The organism is Paenibacillus sp. FSL R7-0302 (assembly GCF_038006885.1).
Taxonomy (GTDB): Bacteria; Bacillota; Bacilli; order Paenibacillales; family Paenibacillaceae; genus Paenibacillus_AQ.
Genome location: NZ_JBBOWB010000001.1, coordinates 4,165,609 through 4,183,232, shown reverse-complemented (window position 1 = coordinate 4,183,232; position 17,624 = coordinate 4,165,609). Strand labels below are relative to the sequence as shown.

At 55.0% G+C, this 17,624-nt stretch carries 14 protein-coding genes; 7 read left to right on the top strand and 7 right to left on the bottom strand.

Annotated elements, in window-relative coordinates:
- Positions 1-355: 355 nt before the first annotated feature.
- Complete coding sequence (locus MKY96_RS18170) at positions 356-1,003, bottom strand: transcriptional regulator (protein WP_340944624.1); 648 nt, start codon at positions 1,001-1,003, stop codon at positions 356-358.
- 337 nt (positions 1,004-1,340) lie between these two features.
- On the opposite strand from MKY96_RS18170, the gene MKY96_RS18165 reads away from it, so the two are divergent.
- From MKY96_RS18165 to MKY96_RS18155, 3 genes are all read left to right on the top strand, one after another.
- The gene (locus MKY96_RS18165; protein WP_340942134.1) at positions 1,341-1,778 is read left to right on the top strand and encodes a LytTR family DNA-binding domain-containing protein; all 438 of its coding nucleotides are present in this window, start codon (positions 1,341-1,343) and stop codon (positions 1,776-1,778) included.
- 34 nt (positions 1,779-1,812) lie between these two features.
- Complete coding sequence (locus tag MKY96_RS18160) at positions 1,813-2,268, top strand: hypothetical protein (RefSeq protein ID WP_340942131.1); 456 nt, start codon at positions 1,813-1,815, stop codon at positions 2,266-2,268.
- 158 nt (positions 2,269-2,426) lie between these two features.
- Positions 2,427-3,734, top strand: a complete 1,308-nt coding sequence (locus MKY96_RS18155) for an amidase (protein ID WP_340942129.1) — start codon at positions 2,427-2,429, stop codon at positions 3,732-3,734.
- 83 nt (positions 3,735-3,817) lie between these two features.
- On the opposite strand, the gene MKY96_RS18150 is transcribed toward MKY96_RS18155, so the two are convergent.
- Positions 3,818-5,107 carry a S8 family peptidase gene (locus MKY96_RS18150; protein ID WP_340942127.1) on the bottom strand — a complete coding sequence of 430 codons (1,290 nt, stop codon included), beginning with the start codon at positions 5,105-5,107 and terminating at the stop codon, positions 3,818-3,820.
- A gap of 165 nt (positions 5,108-5,272) precedes the next feature.
- Between MKY96_RS18150 and MKY96_RS18145 the strand changes: the two genes are divergently transcribed.
- Together MKY96_RS18145 and MKY96_RS18140 are read left to right on the top strand one after the other, a co-directional pair.
- Positions 5,273-5,635: a hypothetical protein gene (locus tag MKY96_RS18145; protein ID WP_051478024.1), complete on the top strand. Its 363-nt coding sequence runs from the start codon at positions 5,273-5,275 to the stop codon at positions 5,633-5,635.
- Positions 5,636-6,006: 371 nt separating this feature from the next.
- Positions 6,007-7,410: an NAD(P)/FAD-dependent oxidoreductase gene (locus MKY96_RS18140; RefSeq protein WP_340944623.1), complete on the top strand. Its 1,404-nt coding sequence runs from the start codon at positions 6,007-6,009 to the stop codon at positions 7,408-7,410.
- Between the two features lie 108 nt (positions 7,411-7,518).
- Here the strand turns inward: MKY96_RS18140 and MKY96_RS18135 are convergent, their stop codons facing one another.
- A complete protein-coding gene (locus MKY96_RS18135; RefSeq protein WP_340942124.1) occupies positions 7,519-8,607 on the bottom strand; it encodes a low temperature requirement protein A in 1,089 nt (362 codons plus the stop codon).
- Positions 8,608-8,794: 187 nt separating this feature from the next.
- On the opposite strand from MKY96_RS18135, the gene MKY96_RS18130 reads away from it, so the two are divergent.
- Entirely contained in the window at positions 8,795-10,642 is a 1,848-nt protein-coding gene (locus MKY96_RS18130) for a UbiD family decarboxylase (protein WP_340942122.1), read from the top strand.
- 464 nt (positions 10,643-11,106) lie between these two features.
- On the opposite strand, the gene MKY96_RS18125 is transcribed toward MKY96_RS18130, so the two are convergent.
- From MKY96_RS18125 to MKY96_RS18115, 3 genes are all read right to left on the bottom strand, one after another.
- Complete coding sequence (locus MKY96_RS18125) at positions 11,107-12,288, bottom strand: copper amine oxidase N-terminal domain-containing protein (RefSeq protein WP_340942120.1); 1,182 nt, start codon at positions 12,286-12,288, stop codon at positions 11,107-11,109.
- Positions 12,289-12,422: 134 nt separating this feature from the next.
- On the bottom strand, positions 12,423-13,820 hold the full coding sequence (locus MKY96_RS18120; RefSeq protein ID WP_340942117.1) for a transcriptional regulator: 1,398 nt from the start codon (positions 13,818-13,820) through the stop codon (positions 12,423-12,425).
- A gap of 168 nt (positions 13,821-13,988) precedes the next feature.
- A complete protein-coding gene (locus MKY96_RS18115) occupies positions 13,989-15,146 on the bottom strand; it encodes a glycosyltransferase family 4 protein (protein WP_340942116.1) in 1,158 nt (385 codons plus the stop codon).
- 252 nt (positions 15,147-15,398) lie between these two features.
- On the opposite strand from MKY96_RS18115, the gene MKY96_RS18110 reads away from it, so the two are divergent.
- The gene (locus tag MKY96_RS18110) at positions 15,399-15,587 is read left to right on the top strand and encodes a hypothetical protein (protein WP_340942115.1); all 189 of its coding nucleotides are present in this window, start codon (positions 15,399-15,401) and stop codon (positions 15,585-15,587) included.
- A gap of 811 nt (positions 15,588-16,398) precedes the next feature.
- On the opposite strand, the gene MKY96_RS18105 is transcribed toward MKY96_RS18110, so the two are convergent.
- A complete protein-coding gene (locus MKY96_RS18105; protein ID WP_340942113.1) occupies positions 16,399-17,382 on the bottom strand; it encodes a zinc dependent phospholipase C family protein in 984 nt (327 codons plus the stop codon).
- Positions 17,383-17,624: the final 242 nt, after the last annotated feature.

Below are 17,624 nucleotides of genomic sequence, written 5' to 3'. Positions count from 1 at the left end.
GGGACCCGCAGAGCTGAACTGCGGGTTTTTTTGAGGTTGGTGGGGGGCTACGGACTGAGATTCCGCTAATGTGGATTTACAGCGCCATATGGACTTTCGGCGGACTGACAATCCGTTATTGCTGCTTAGACAGGCCGTTTGGGTGGTTTCTAAGGCGGATAGAGGAATCTCAGTCCGCGAACATCCGAATAATAGCGATTTCGGCAAAATAGCGGCTTCTCAGTCCGCGGCATTAGGCTCGTGCACATCGCCCCATCAGGCTCACGCACATCACCCCATCAGGCTCACGCACCTCCACGCCGGCAGACTCGTCCACCAAAAGTGGGGGAGTCAGGATTAGCGGTTCTTAGCAAAGTTAGACCCGGAGCTTATACGTGCGAACCCGCTCTGTGCCACTCGCCACCTCCAGGACTTGTAGCTCAACGAGATGATGAAGAATGCGCCTCGCTTGGCGGTCACACACCCGCAAATGCGCGGCCAGCTCCAGCGGCGTCAGCGGACGCAGAATACGCCGGGCCAGGCGGACGGTTTCTGCCTCCAGCCAGGATAATGATGCAGATACATCAGTAGCAGCGAATCTGCCAATGAACGCAAGCACAAGCTGCTGGCATAGCTGAGGTTCTTCTGTAATAGACGGATAGGCAATGGGCAAAAAGGTCCAACCGTCCAGCGCCAGCAGACAATGCCGTCTGCATAAGTCTTTGAACCGTCTGACATCAAGGTCCCGTGCATGCGGACCAAAGCCTTGAATCTCGATGCCGCCCTTGGCACCGCCAGGCATGTACGCCAGGTCTAAGTAACGGTAACCGTTGTTGAAATCACGAACCTCCCACTCCGCATATAGAGACTTGAAATTGCCGACAGCGGGAAACCAGACGGAGCGCAGAAATTCAATGGTCCCGTGCCCCAACCCCTTATTAAGAAACTCCAACCTTATTGAACTTGTCTCCGCATGAATCTGTTCCTGAAGCCATTTCTCAACATGCTGCTCGAATCTCGACAATGAAGCTTCCCCTTTACTGTAGATTAGCCGTGAAATCCGCAGTGATCCTGAACACAAGAAAAGCCGCCTCCATAGAGACGCATCCAGAGTTAGCTCCAGATAAACGCTCTATTGAGGCGGCGTGTTCTTCACGACCTATACCGGTTATTATACCGTATTTCTTTTTATAACCGGTACCATTTATTGCAGAAGAACCAATGAAGGAGTTGAGCCTGGTTGGACCTCCCAAACCTGCAGCTTGAACCCGCTGGAGCGCAGCTTGCGCAGAGGCCATTGTATAAGTCTTTTTACAAAAATATACTGTAGCTGTAGGGAGAGAAGGCAGGAGGCGGTGGCGGTGAAAATCACGATTGAGAATGTTCCAGAGGGTGGTGAGCCGGAAATTATCCTCAGGTGCAATGACCCGGATGAAGCCTTGCTGGGGCTGATCTACTCGGTGAACACTGGCGCAAGGAAGCTGATTGGCATGAACGGGCTGCAAATGCACATCATCCATCCGCGTGACGTCTACTACTTCGAGGCGGTCGATCATAAGGTGTTCATCTACTGCCAGGAGAAGGTGTATGAGTCAAGGCTGAAGCTGTATGAGCTGGAGACGGAGTATGCGTCTGGCGATTTTTTCAGAGCATCCAAATCCAGTATTCTGAATGTGGCCAAGATCGAGTCGCTCCGCCCGGTGCTCTACGGAAGATACGAGGCGCTGCTGCACAACGGTGAGAAGGTCTACATCTCCAGACAATACGTCCCGGTGCTCAAACGGAAGCTAGGGTTATAGCTGTGCTGTCCAAACTTGACTAGGAGGAAAACTCATGATTACAACCAGAAAGTATGTGTCTTTGTTCGTGAAGGATCTGCTGGTGGCTTGCGGGGGGCTGATGGTGCTCGCGGCGGTTGTGCTGGCTCTGAACTCTACGGAGATGATCCGGGGCTCGCTGCTGGTGCAGCTGTTCCTGGGGGCTTCGGCATTTACCTGCTTCCGCTATGCGCTGGTGAATACGTATGAGGTAGATCCCAAAGTGCAGACGATCAGCTTCTATCTCTGCTTCATCCTTGCCGATGTGCTGGTAATTCTCTGGCTGTGGCAGTTCGCGGATGGCCCGCTGATGGATAAGGGAGTGCTGGTGCCGTTCGTCATTGTTATTCTGGTGGTCAAAAGTATGGTGTACGCCATGATGCACATCGACGGGAAACGGGAAGCCAGACAGCTTAATCAGAAGCTGAATGAGTATAAGCAGGGCGGGGATCAAGGAGACGAAGAGCTTTAGGAAGCGCTGGAGTTAAGGAGCATGAAAGCCATCTTGAAGGGGAAGCGGTCCGGGTGGCTTTTTTGGTGCTGGGTAAGCTTGGGGATTTTTGTTACCTTTTGCAAGACTGAACCGTAATAAGCCAAATGCTATACATAATCTTCCATGGAGATGATCTTATGCTGCTTCACAAGGTATCCCTGACAGAAATGATGAGCCGGATTCACGAACCCGGATATTCACCCGAAACTGTGCTTGACCAGTACATGGAGCGTTACAGACAGCTTGAGCCGCATATCCATGCATTTGTCCCTGAGGATGAGGCTGAAGGGCATCTGGATTCGGAAAAAGCTCTGCTGCAACGTACCTACAGCGGAGATGATCGTAAACCGGCCCTATTCGGCATTCCTGTGGCCATTAAGGATCTGCTGCATGTAGACGGTCTGCCCACCCGGGCAGGATCGCAGCTATCTGCTGAGCTGTTAGCCGGTGCCCAAGGGTCTCTGGTCACTAAGCTGCGTGCCCTCGGGGCCGTGATTGCAGGCAAGACGGTGACCGAGGAATTCGCCTATAACGGGCCGATTGCTACGCTTAATCCGCATAATACCGCGCATACTCCCGGAGGGTCCAGTGCAGGCTCCGCCGCAGCGGTGGCTGCGGGGCTCTGTCCGCTGGCAGTGGGCACACAGACGCTGCGTTCGGTGATCGCCCCGGCGTCCTTTTGCGGAGTGGTCGGGTTCAAGCCCAGCTATGGCCGGGTTCCGCTGGATGGGGTGCTGCTGTTCTCACCGTCTTTTGACACAGTAGGGTTCTTCACACAAAACTTGCCTGATATGGAGGCAGCGGTAGCCTTGCTTGTCCCGGACTGGGAGGCTCCTGCTGCCCCAATCCCCCGTAAGCCGGTTCTGGGTATCCCCAAGGGAGTCTATATGGAGCTGATGAGCGCGGAAGTCAAAGGGGTGTTCGAGGCTCAGATCACAGGAATTAAGCAGCTTGGATATGAAGTCCGTTATGTCCAAATGCCGTGGGAGGATGAACTCATCTACGGAAATGCCATGCTGCGTTTCATTGAGGGGGAGCTGGCACGGGAGCATAAAGATAGATTCGCGGTGCATAGAGTAGAATACGGCGTTCCAGTGCAGGAAGCTATCCTTAGAGGACAGCAGATTCCGGAGGAGGAGCTGGAGCAGTACCGCACCCGGCAACAGGAGCTGCGGCGTGATCTGACGGAGCTTATGGACCAAGAGGGAATCGACCTGTGGGTCTCTCCGGCCCAAGGAGGGACTGCGCCGAAGATCGAGGAGCGGAATACAGGCTGGGCAGGGATGCCTGCGGTCTGGGGCTTCGCGGGAGTGCCCGCGGTCAGTCTGCCTGCGGCAACGCTTGAAGGCATGCCGCTCGGCTTCCAGTGCATAGGAAGATATGGAGAAGACGAGAAGCTGTTAGCCTGGGCGCGCCAGCTATGGCCGCATCTGGCTGGGGAGTAACCGCTCCCCGTGAAATAAGGAGCAGTTACCGGGCCGGTTATTTTGTCGGGGGTCCCCGCAAAGAACCTGAATATCCTTCGAAGCTAAAATCTCACTTTGTGGGGTTTCTTGGGGGAGCAGCGGCGCTTCAGGAACCGTACGTCGATCTCCCCGCTGCCGCCGGTATTCGGCTTCAGGCGGAGAGGGAAGGCGTTACGCTTCAGCAAGAGCTTCACCTGGCGCGGCGTGAGACCAGGCGCAAGCTGGAGCAGCTGCGCGGCGGCACCGGACACGATGGGCGTGGAGATGCTGGTGCCGGACAGCTTGAAATACCGCTTGCCGACCTTATTGCGCGGCAATTCACGGACCAGCCGGGAGCCGGGGGCACGCAGCGAGATCACTGAATTGCCGGGGGCGACCAGATCCGGCTTCACCTTGCCGCCGGGAGCGGGTCCCCGGCTGGAATAGACGGCGATCCGGTCATCCTTCTGCGTCAGCGTCCGGCGGTCATTGACGGCTCCGACGGTGATCGCGGAGGGGCTGATCCCGGGGGACTCAACGGTCCTGCGCCGAGGGCCGGCATTGCCGGCGGCGATGACTACGGTGAGGCCGGCTTTGACGGCTTTTTCCACCGCCTGGACGAGAAGATCATCCTTGACATGGGGAGCCACCGGCCCGCCGAAGGACATGGAGAGGATGCGCAGCTTCAGTTTTTTGCGGCGGGTGATGCAGTATTCAATCGCCTTGATGATGGTGGAGTCATAGCCGTCCCCATACTTATCCAGCACCTTGATTCCGACAATCCCCGCTTCCGGCGCGGGTCCCCGGTACTTGCCCCGGCTGGACCAGCCGTTACCGGCCGCATCCCCGGTGATATGTGTCCCGTGTCCGTTGTCGTCATACGGGCATTTCCGGTGATTGATATAATCCTTGAACGCCAGGATGCGGTTCACCGGCCGGGTCAGGTCGGGATGCGGGTAGATTCCGGTATCGAGCACAGCGATGTTGATGCCTTTGCCGGTAAGTCCTCTTGAGCGTCTAACCGCTGTAGCTCCTATGGATGGAGTCGCGATGTTGAGTGTAGCCTTCTTGATGCCATCCAGGTAGACTTTATGGACCCCGTTCCAGCGGCATACATGCTCCAGACATTTCAGGGATACCTGTGAAGCTACGGCCTGGTGCAGCCGCAGATGATGCTTGACCGGGAGGACATGCCGTCCCAGATGCTTCCTCAGTTCACGGAGCCCTGCCGGAGTAAGCGGTTGTCTGAACTGTATGATTACCGGTATAGCAGTAGTTGAGGCAGCAGTGGAATAGGCTCTGCGGATCTTATGCTTCAGGGGCCGGTTGAGCTTGGCGGCGTGACGCCTGACCCATGATGGTACACTTTTCATAATGTAATCACCTCTATGAAGCAGTGTATGCGGCAAGCTGCCTCGTGGGTACGAAACCATGAATGAGTACAGTAATACATTTATGTAAATAACAGGCAATAGCGCGTTTCGGCTGATTCTTCTATTGCATTTACTACTGTATTCCAATAGAAAGTGGTGAAGTAAATGAAAGAATCAGAGAAGAAGGCATTGCTGGCAAAACGTCAACTGATGGCTAAAAAAGCAAGAGCAGCGGCGGTAGTAAGACCCAAGAGACGGCGGATCAGACAGGTGCTTAATAATTTCATCGTGCTTGCCGTGAACAATAACAATGTCCCTTACGAAACACAGGGCTGGACGGCAACACTGACCCGGAGCTCCGGCACTGTGATTACGGCACAATTCGATGAATTCGGCGTTGCCCAGTTTAATACAATCAGTACGCTGACAACAGTCAGCTACACGCTCCGAATTATCGACGCGGATAATGTGCAGCGCACACAGAAGTTCGTCCCGTCGAACCGCGAGTTTTTTGTAGCACGCTTCTAAGGCGGTGCGCCTATTTATATTCTATGAACAGTGCAAGATAGAGAGCTAGATTGCATAGTGTATCTATGAATGACGTAATGAAAGAGCTGTTTCCAGGGCCGGAGGGCTGATGGGGGCAGCTCTTTTGATATATGTGTGAGATAATATTCCGTTTGTCAAGCATTAAGGGGAGTTGGCGTTAAAATATTGGCTCAATGTACAATCCCGTCCGCAGAATTCAGCTCTTATGACAATAAACCTTCCATCAATATTCAAAAGCGGGGGCATACCCTATATAATATCGCCATAGATGTATATCAGGGATTGTGGAGCAGGATGCCAAGCGGGCAGCAGCTATGAGCTGAAGATGCCCTGGAAAGGTCTGAGGAATGATGAGCCTGGAAGCCTTGAATGAACGAGTGAATACGGATCTCTCTTATCTCGCCTATGGCGGCGCGGACTGGGTCCGCCCTGTGGAGCATGTGGAAGGCCATGTCTATGATGTCGTCATTGTGGGCGGAGGCCAGAGCGGGCTCGGTGCGGCTTTTGGCCTGCTGCGCGAACGGATCTCGAATCTGCTGATCATCGATGAGAATCGTGACGGGCTGGAGGGGCCGTGGGAGACCTATGCCCGGATGGTGACGCTGCGCACACCCAAGCATCTGACCTCGATTGATCTTGGAATTCCATCGCTGACCTTCCGCTCCTGGTGGGAGGCTCAGCATGGGGCGGGGGCCTGGAGTGAGGTGGATAAAATCCCGCGCGGGCAGTGGATGGAGTATCTGCGCTGGTACCGGCAGATTCTGAAGCTGCCGGTACGTAACGAGGTGCAGCTAATGCTGGTTGAACCTGGTGACGATGGAATTTACCGTCTGCAGGTTACAGGAGCGGGTGCGCCGGCCGGAACCCTGCTGGCCCGTAAGGTGGTGCTGGCTACCGGTATTCAAGGCGGAGGGCAGTGGCATGTTCCGCCAATGATTGCAGATCATCTGCCGGAGCGCCTGTATGCCCATACTTCCCGGCAGATTGACTTCGCTGCCCTTCGCGGCAAGCGGGTGGGGATTCTCGGCGGCGGGGCGTCTGCCTTCGACAATGCCAATTACGCGCTTCAGGAGGGCGCGGCTGAGGCCCAGGTCTTCGTCCGCCGGACGCAGCTGCCGGGGGTGAATCCGATCCGCCAGATGGAGGGCTCGGGAATGATTGAGCGGTTCCATACCCTGGCGGATGCGGACAAATATACAGTCATCTCGCATTTCTTCCAGTATAATCAGCCGCCGACGGGCGATACCTTCCGCCGGGCAGCGGCATGGCCCGGCTTCCGGCTGCATCTCGGCTCGCCGTGGCTGAAGGTGGAGGCTGCGGGGGAGCAGGCGGTGGTGACTACACCCGCCGGTGAGTTCAGCTTCGACTATCTGATCATCAGCACGGGCCTGCTCAGCGATCCTGCCCTGCGGCCGGAGCTGCGGCAGGTGGAGCCTCATATTGCCCGCTGGAGCGACCGGTACACGGCGCCTGCGGGAGCGGCGAATCCGCTGCTGGATGCGCACCCTTACCTTAGTCCAGGCTTTGCCCTTCAGAGCCGGGATGAAGCAGGCCGCAAGCTGCTGCATGGCTTATTCGTGTTCAACTATTCCGCGCTGGCCAGCTGCGGGTTATCGGCATCGGCGATCTCGGGACTGCGCAATGCGATTCCGAGACTGGTCAGCGGCGTGGCCGACCAGCTGTTCCTGGATGACCGGGAGCAGATCCTGCAGGCTTATTATGATTACGCTGAGATTGAATTTACAGGCCAGTAAGACGGCCGGAAGAGGCTGTACCTGAGGCGGGCAATGACCTCTGGTGCAGCCTCTTGGCGTGCAGAGCGGATAGATTGGCAAGTGTCTGAGAGCTGACTGGCACCCGGGTCAGGCAGTAATCCTGGCGTACAACGCGAAGAACAGCGCCAGCTCGCCCATAATCAGGACATTCGGTACATGGACTAGAAGATCCAGCACATAGAAGCAGGCCAGAATGACGGTCAGCCCTGCCAGCGGCTTCATTCCCAGCCGATGCTGCTGATGTCTGTAGACCTGGAAGACCAGTGCCGTGGAAGCGAAGTAGAGCAGTGCGGAGCCGAACAACAGGTTCAGCATCGGCCCATAATGTAGCTGATCCAGGAACAGCAGCTGGATGGACGCAGCAAGCATACATAGCGACAGATAGATGAACAGATGCCCGTAGATAATCGTCTGTCCGGCAGTCTGGATGTGCATATCGACCTTCTTCTCCAGGTTGTCATAATACTGCCACCATATGGCGATGATCAGTACAAAGGTGAGCGCAGCGAAGCCGACAGATTGTCCGGTCCAGCTGCTGGATTGCAGTACGGCGAGGATGCTGACCACGGATTCGCCGAGCAGGATCAAGGCGAACAGGGAGAAGCGCTCCAGCAGATGATGGGTATTGGCAGGCGTCTTCACCAGAATCCTCCGTCCCGTCAGCGGGAGAATAATGTCTAGTATAATCCCGGCGTACAGTACCGCATACCGCAGCCAAGAATCGAAGAACAGAGAGCAGGCCGAAATCGTAAGTCCAATCCAGAAGCGTGATCCCAGATAACGGGCGGTGCTCCGCAGATGCCCGCTTTCTCTGGAATGGCTGTAATGATACTGGACCGCAGTCATGATCCGGAGTCCGAGGTAGCCAATTAGAAACGGCAGATAGTTGGCATCGAAATCTACCGACAGGCTGGCTGTCATTATTAATACGAAGAACAACTGGATAATCAGAAAAATCCGGTGCATCACCGTATCCTGACCATAGCGGTTAACGAAGAGCGTCTGGCCGACCCAGGCCCACCAGATCGGAATGAAGATCAGTACGAATTTGCCCAGTGTCTCAAAGGACAGGGTCTCGTGTTCTACATGCAGCAGCACATGGCTGGCTTTGGAGACCGCAGCGACAAACAGCAGATCGTAGAAGAGCTCCAGCCAGGTTACCTTTTTGATGATCATTGCGTTAGTCCCCTTTGCCGTTTGTTGTCCGGAGCTGTCCGGTTTACAAGTATAATAATGGCTCTCCACAGAAGAAGGCAAGAATATCTGTGACAATTGGAGAGGTTGCCCTGGCGGGAATTGACCTGACGGACACACTCATTGATAATAAAGAGGTTCATATTCTTGAGAGAATGGGAGTAGAAGCATGTCATATCGCAATATGGAAGAATGCATTATTGACCTGGAGAAGCACGGGCATTTAATTCGCATACATGAAGAGGTGGACCCGCATCTGGAGATGGCGGCGATACATATGAAGGTCTATGAGGCGGGCGGTCCCGCTCTGCTGTTCGAGAAGGTCCGGGGCTCGAAGTACCGTGCGGTCTCGAATCTGTTCGGAACGATTGAGCGGAGCAAGTTCATCTTCCGCGACACGTGGGAATCGTCGCAGGCGGTCATCGCCCTGCGCAGCAATCCCATGAAGGCGCTCAAGCAGCCTTTGCGGTATATCGGGACAGGCCTTGCCGCCCGTAAAGCGCTGCCGATCAAGAAGGGCAGCGGTGTACCGGCCGGGTTCGAGGAGATTCAAATCTCCGATCTTCCGCAGATTAAGCACTGGCAGGGCGACGGCGGGGCGTTCGTCACGCTTCCGCAGGTGTACTCCGAGGACCCCGATAAGCCGGGCATCATGAACTCCAATCTGGGGATGTACCGTATTCAGCTTAGCGGTAACGAATATGAGCTGAATAAGGAAGTGGGCGTCCATTACCAGATTCACCGCGGGATCGGCATTCATCAGGCCCACGCGAACAGACGCGGCGAGCCGCTGAAGGTTAGCTGCTTCATCGGCGGCCCGCCTGCGCATACGCTCTCGGCGGTGATGCCGCTGCCGGAGGGCTTAAGTGAAATGACCTTTGCCGGGCTGCTCTCGGGGCGTCATTTCCGCTACAGCTATGCAGACGGCTTCTGCGTCAGCAGCGATGCCGACTTCGTCATTACCGGAGAGATTCATCCCGGGGAGACGAAGCCGGAGGGGCCGTTCGGCGATCATCTGGGCTATTATAGCCTGACTCACCCGTTTCCGGTGATGAGAGTACACAAGGTTTACGCCAAAAAAGGGGCCATCTTCCCCTTCACGGTGGTCGGCCGTCCGCCGCAGGAGGATACTGCCTTCGGAGAGCTCATCCATGAGCTGACCGGCGGGGCGATCCGCTCGGAGATTCCCGGCGTGAAGGAGGTACATGCGATAGATGCTGCGGGAGTGCACCCGCTGCTGTTCGCGATCGGCAGTGAGCGGTATACCCCGTATCAGCAGCTGAAGCAGCCTGCAGAGCTGCTGACGATCAGCAACCGGATTCTCGGAACCGGACAGCTCAGTCTGGCGAAATACCTGTTCATCACGGCAGAAGAGGACAAGCCGGTCAGCACGCATGATATCGCCGGGTTCCTGACCTACATTCTGGAGCGGATCAATCTGCGCCGCGATATTCACTTCCAGACGAATACAACGATTGATACGCTGGATTATTCCGGTACGGGGATCAACAGCGGAAGCAAGGTGGTCTTCGCAGCCGTAGGAGAGCAGAAGCGGAGCTTGTGCACGGAGGTACCTGAGGTTCTTCAGCGGGTGGAGCAGGGCTGGGGTCCGGCGGCCATGATTATGCCGGGGATTGCCGCCATGCAGGGGAAGCCGTTCCGGGATTACGCCTCGGCGGCAGAGGAGATCTCCGGCCTGAGCGCTGCTATTGCAGCGCAGGGGGCGCTTGATTCCTGCCCGATGATTATTCTGTGCGATGACAGCAGCTTCATGTCGGATTCGCTGAACAACTTCCTGTGGGCGACCTTCACCCGCAGCAATCCTTCCCATGACATCCATGGGGTGAACAGCACGGTGGAGTATAAGCACTGGGCCTGTGATAATGTGATCATCGATGCCCGGGTGAAGCCGCATCAGGCGCCGCCGTTAATTCCTGACCCCGAGGTGCAGCGGAGGATTGAGCGGGTATTTAGTGAAGGAGCAAGCTTGGGTGGACTGCAGAGCCGTAAGGGGTGAAGCAGCACTTCTATAACCGCTGAAAAGAGGGGTTGTATGGCTGAGCTATTCGGGGTGCTTTTCGAAGTTATGCTGGAGCTCGTATTGGGCCGTAAGGACCGTAAGCGGAGGAGAGAACGAAGAAGACAGAGAAGAATGGAGCGGAGAATGAAAAGGCAGGGGCGTTTGTAGACGCCCTGTCTTTCATTTGGTGGCTGTTGGATGTTAGACGCATAAACGTCATTTATGATAATAATGACGTTTATGCGTTGTTTTGTCGTGGCGGAAAATGTATGCGAAAACAAACATGTCTTTCAAGGCACAACTCCAGCATAAAAATGAGCAGCACGGAGGCCGAGCAGACCAAATGTAATCGAAAAACCGAACACAATTGGACTGGAGACGCCGCGTAGGTCGTGCGTTTATCGCAAGAGACGTATTTTCACAGAAAAACCGAGTGCAATCGAATGTGAAAGTGTAGCTCCTCAGTTCTGACTGCCAGGCCATGTGTAGGTCTTGATGATATCCTGGCTGCCGTCCATTCTGTGAAGCTTGAAGGTGAAGACATTGTCAGTACGTCCGGTGAAGTAGATATAGTCACCCGGGAACATAAAATCGGGCTGCTCTACCTCGCGCTGGCGCTCTGCACTGAGCAGCTGCTTATACAACACAGTTTGCTTACCATTAGCACGGTCAACTAGGGTCAGGAAGGCGGTGTCTGTAGGACGGACCAGCAGAACATCCGGGTAGACGGCTTCGACGTTGTAGTAGACATCCTGGGCAACGGTGGTGCCCAGCAGTTTCGGTAAATCTACGGTCTCGCTGACCGCTCCGGTTCCATCCTCAATGAGTCTTAGCGTGCGGCCGTCATTGAATAACAGCTTGCCGTCAGCCCAGACCGGGGCTGTGCCGAAGGAGGTATGGATATTCGTATGCCCCTGGCGGATCACACTGTTGTTCTTCACTAGATAGGTGTAATACCCTGCATGTACATGGGGCTCGCCATACGAATTCACGACTTGAAGCAGAGTCAGACCGGCAGGTGTGCGCTCGAAGGTGAAATCCACTACATCCAGCCCTCTGCCGAGAACAGCCAGCTTATGTCTGGTGTTCTGCTTCGTGGTCAGATACAGCTCGCCGCTGTCCAGCGACAGGGAGTACACTCCGCCGTCGAACACTTCCGAATAACCGCGGTACATATGCAGACCGTTGGCCCGTATCGTATTCGTGGCGGCATCCCATCTTACGGGCCCGCCTTCAAGAGCCGCTACCACAAACTTGACGGGTACATACAGTTGCTTATCCGCCATATAAGGTGTGCCTCCAAGGGAGACCTTCTTCCCGTCCAGTACGCCGGTGGATTGACCAAGCTTCATGCTGAAGCTTTTGTTCCACCCGCTGAAGGTAGCGGTTTTGTCCGCATTACTCCACTTGCCCTCAAGACCCATGATTGTGACCAGGTTAGCGGGCATATAAGAGACTCCGTTCTTGATCTGTGCGGTGCCTCCGGCCATGCCTGATATCCCGCTTCCGCTGCTGTAGGTTAATTGAAGTTGTACCTTCGGGGCGGGCTTGGCCGAAGCCGGAACGGCTTCAGCCCCTCCGGCCAGAGCCAGTGCAAGTGCGGGGAGGAGTAATAACCTCCGGTTGATCTTCATGTTCGTCATCCTTTCTGCGGGCGCGGCCGCTGCTGGATCAGCCGTCCCCCGTCCCGTGACCCATAGGCTGAACCTGGGATTGTACGGTAGTCTCTGTTACAGATTCATAACCCCCCAGGGGGTGAACAGCTATAACGGCCAAGCTACATGACACTAGAAGCATAATCATTTTTCTTATCATTGGATTCTTGCACCTCTCCAATCAGAAGTCTGTATTGCTCTGTCTGTTCCTCAGTGGCTTGATGCCGGAATTGTTCAAACAGATTCACACATTTAATGATTATGCTATCACTCTTTATTTTAGCAGAAGATTCCAGACTTTGGAGCAGGAAGCCCATTCCTTCGGGGCGGTGATTGCGTAAATAATAGTTGGCTAATTCCGCGAGAAAGGTAGAGTACTGGTCGGCCAGGATCTGCTGGTTGTGAAGCTCCCCGAAGTCCTTCAGGTTGGTCCGGTAAGGGATATAAGAAGGGAACTGTTCAAGCACCTCATCGACATTCCAGGAGAAGCGGTTGGCTGAGATCATAATATGGTACAGGGCAACGAAAATCTCACTGGCATGCGGAGCAATATAGGCCACATATTCAGGCAGCGCTCCATGATCACCGGACATCATCCGGTAGAGAAGGGTGTTGGCCGTGCCCCACTCCTGGAATTGGTCCAGGATGCGCCGGGTGTCTTCCCCTTTTTCACGTATCCAGCTCCTATCCATATATAGAGCTACGTATTTCAGCGCCGACTCATAGTCCCGGAATTCTTCGCACACGCTTGCCCGCATCAGATGCGAATACAGCGCATAGAAGAATACCGGCTTCTCCGGGCTTTTATCCTGGCGGTCCCTGCGCTGCGATCGGTGCAGATGGTGGTAGCTGAGCGTGGCAAGACGGTGCATCTCCTGGGCCAGGGCATCCACCTTATCCCACTTGTGCAGCGAGTAATAGACATGCATCAGAGCTTTCAGTCCATCGAGCTGATCCGGCACCTCAAGCCGTTCAATATAACATTCGAACAAAAGAGCAGCCTGGAGGTTGAGTGTCTGGCTGTCTCCGAGGGTAATGCGGAACAAACGGTACTGGCAGAGGGCCAGCCGCTCGGAATGCTGATACTTCTCGCTTGCGCTGATATTCTTGTAGAGAACGGCCGCCGCTTGCCAGTGATGCTCCTGGAACAAGTCCTCGGCCACTTCAAAAAGCATCGGGGCGTAGGTCAGGTTGTCCAGCAGATTTTTGACTACAAGCTCAATACAGTCCAGCCGTCCCAGCTCCGCTGAATTCAGGATGAAGGGGCGCAGCCGCCGCCAGGTTGGTGCCGAATATAAGAAGCACTCATCGACATACATGCTATAGAAATGATCCTCCGGCAATGACATGCCCCGGGTAATCAATTTCAGGTGGTTCATGGCAATCGGCTGCTGGCCGCTAAGGATACGGCTTAAGGTGCCGGAATTAACGCCGGACTGAATGGAGAACTGGTTGATGGACAACTGCTGGGAATAGAGATAAGCCTCAAGATGACTGCGAATCGTTGTGAGAGGCTTCAAGGGATCACCGCCTGACTGAATTCCATATTTTGGATTATTGTATATGTGTATAATATAAGTCATTATTCCAATGGTCAATAGAGTGATGGGGAGAAACCGTGAACAATGGAAAAAAGCATTCCCACAGTCCCAGGAATGCTTAGTCTTCATAGGGGGGCAGACAGCGGATCAGGCGGTGTAAATCCCTGCTTCATTCTTGATCCTGCGGTGCTCGATGACTTCTTCATAATCCTTAATCAGTCTGTCAAAAATCTGCTCCCAGGAGCGCTGGAGAGCTTGACGCCGCCCTTCGCGGCCCATTGCGCTCCGCAGCAGGGGCCTGGCGGCGGCGGTGCAGATCTGCTCTGCCATGGCTGCCGGGCTGCGCGGCTCGAACAGCATGCCGGTGACACCGGGTGCGATCAGCTCCCGCGTTCCGCCTGCATCTGCGGCGATCACGGGAAGCCCCGACGCCATGGCTTCAAGCACGACGTTGCCGAAGGTCTCCGTGCAGGAGGGGAAGACGAACAGATCGGCGGAGGCGTACAGCTCTGCCAGCTCTTCGCCGTGTCTGGCACCGGTGAAGGTGACATTCTCCTGTACCTGCGATTTAAGCTCAGGCAGCAGCGGGCCATCGCCGGTAATCACCAGCTGAACCTGCGAACGCACGGACTCCGGCAGGAGCTGTGTAGCCTGAAGAAGGGTGGTGAGATCTTTTTCCGGGGCAATCCGTCCGACATAGAGCATCATCAGCGCTGCACCCTTGCCATAACGCTCCCTGGTCTCTTCGCTTCTTCTCTCCGGCGAGTAGAGCGTACAGTCCACGCCTCTGGACCACAGACGCAGCCGGGTGAAGCCCTCCATGCGCAAGCTGGTTAGGGTCTCGCGGGAAGGGGCCAGGACGGCATCGCAGGAACGGTGATACCACTTCATGTATTTCCAGTAGAGCGGGAGGATTCTTCTCATTTTGTAATATTCGAGGTAACGGTCGAAGTGGGTGTGATAGGAGGCGACATGGGGGAGCTGCTGCTTGCGGGCATACCGGAGGCCGGTTAAGCCGATATTGAACGGGGTGGCGAGATGGAGCAGGTCAGGGGCGAACGCAGTCAGTTCACTCTGCATGGAGGACATGCCGGGCAGGGCCAGCCTGCACTCGGGATACAGGAAAAAGGGGATGCTGGCCACGGGTCTGACAGGATCGGGGTAGCTGCTCTCCGGGGCGGATTTTGGCGTGAACAGCAGATGATCGATTCCCCGGCGGTGCAGGTGGCCGGTCAGCCGGGCGAGTGTACGGGCAACGCCATTGGTCTGCGGAAGAAAGGTGTCCGTGAATAGAGCCAGACGCATCGGTATCCCTCCCAGTAATCTTGTTGCCTTGATCTTAACAACCAACTATTACTTGGAGATCAACCGCAGGTTAAACATCTTGCATGAAGAGGGGAATTTACAGGGAGGGTCGGAGAGAAGCCGGGAGGACAAGGGAGGACAAGGGAAGACCAAGGGGGACAAGGGAAGACCAGGAAGGACTTGGACAATAAGGTTAAGGGAGGAGCGGAACGGGTATACATGAGGTATCAGGAATGAAGGAGGTATATGGATATGAACAAAGATCTGCCGCCGGAGGTTCCGCCGAAGGTTGTCCCTGATGTGAAGCCGGATATCCTCCCGGAGCCGGTTGTGATCCCGCCGGAGATTGTGCCGGAAAAGCATCCCGAAATCGTGCCGCCAGAGCAACCCGAGATTATCCCGCCAGCCCCGCCGGAGATTCTTCCGAATGATCCGCTGTAAGCTGGAATGCTGTCTGACAGCGGACTAAAGACTGACTGACAGCAGAATAGTGGATAGATTATGCTAAGCGCCCGGGGAGCCGGGCGTTTTGCGATTATATAGGAAACTAAAGTTTCCTGCTGTAGAAAAGGTATGTGTACATTTGTGAATATGAGTTCTTGGAATGATTCGTAAAATGACCTTGATGCTGAATGTGACTGAGGGCTGAATGTATGTGAAAAACAGCATACAATGTGCTCACAAGCAGGCATATGGACCAAATGTATGTGAAAAACAGTATACATTGTGTTCGCAAGCAGGCATATGACCAATTGTATGTGAAAAACAGTATACATTGTGTTCGCAAGCAGGCATATAGACCAGATGTATGTGAAAAACAGTATACATTGTGTTCGCAAGCAGGCATATGACCAAATGTATGTGAAAAACAGCATACATTGTGTTCGCACGAAGGTAATCTTATTCGTCCGTAGGATGATTTTGCTGTGTGCTCTGTTCCGCGTAAAGTACCTGGGCAGGTATCGGAGCTAGAACCAAAATCCACTTGTTACCTGATATTCTTGAGAAACTGGCGAAATAAGATACGTTTTTCCAATTGTTAGTGGCAGGCACCTGTTTCCTGAGGTGGAGAAGAGCGTGGCAGTAATATGGACGGGTCAGGTGTTTGTTAAGCAGCTGGCTTCCTGTTCCAGGTTGGCGGTTCCCGGTGACCGGTTCCCGATCCTGGTTGACAGTTCCCGATGCCCGGCTCCCTGTTCCAGGTTGGCGGTTCCCCGTTCCACCGTACCCGCTCTCCAATCTCCGCTCCCCCTCAACTGCCCGGGAGACTTGTCCAGATCGGTTCGGCGTACTGATTCTGCAGATTCATGCTGCAATCCTTGCCGGTATCGTAGGAGCGGTTGCCCAGCACCTGGGCGAACTGCTCCTGCTTGCGCCTTGCTGCAGCGGGTTCCTTGCACTCCAGCCAATCGGCAAGCGCTCCGAGCACCGTCCGGCCTTCCGCAAGAGCCGCCTCCCATAGCTCCCACACCGATTCTGTGCGGACCTCGGAATAGAGTGCGGGATGCCGCCATTCGGAGTGCCGCTCATTTAGATAATCCAGCTGCTCCTCACGCGCGGTAAGCTTGCGGGAGAACAGCAGGCGGGTCCGTCCCCAGGTGATGGCCTTCTTCCAGCCTTTCGGGTCATACAGGCAGCGCTGGGCCAGCACCATATCGCGGTAAGAGGTCTGCCAGATCTCTTCAGGCAACCGGGACATCGCCTCCGGGTAATGCTTAAGGGCCGTAGTGTGAAGGATGCGGTGAACCGGACCGGGCAGGCGGGAGCCGGCGTCAATCAGAGACCAGGCCGGGTTCTGCCACGTGTTGAGCTTCCGCCGCCGGTTCATGAACAACGTGTCCAGATCAATCTCGAACCGCTGATGATCGCGGTATTGATAGCCCGCTTTCCAGTTAATATAGGGATGGAGATTGCGGTCCAGCAGATGATGGGTGAGGAAGCCGAGGAAGTAGAGCCGGGCCTGCTCCCCTTCAGCCCCGCTGAGGTTCCGCGCAGACTCCGAGAAGTCCATAAGTACAGGCCCGCAGCTTCGCGTATGCATCAGATCCCCGAGATGTAGCGCCCCGGCATCCTTGCTCCAGGGGAGAAAGCTGTGATACAGCAGAATATCCGGGCCCTGACAGCCAAGATGATAGAGAGGCTGCTGCTGCTCCAGCTGCTGAAGAAACGGAAGCCGATTACTGAATTCTCCGGCCAGCTGCCGCCCGTACTCGATATGCATCCAGATATTAGGCATGATCATTCCTCCTATCAGTTCATGTGTCAGCCGCAACTAAGGATATTCATATATTTTACCCCTTGTATGTAAGAAGAAAATCAGAAATTCCGCATAAAACAGCCTGCATTCTTTTACAATTCTGTGAATGAACTCAATTGAACCCATAGACCTGCATTTGACCGGAAAATAACCCAGCAAACAGCGGCAGTCAGGGACGGAATGTCCCGGCTGCCGCTGTTTGCTGGGTGCTCACACAAAAC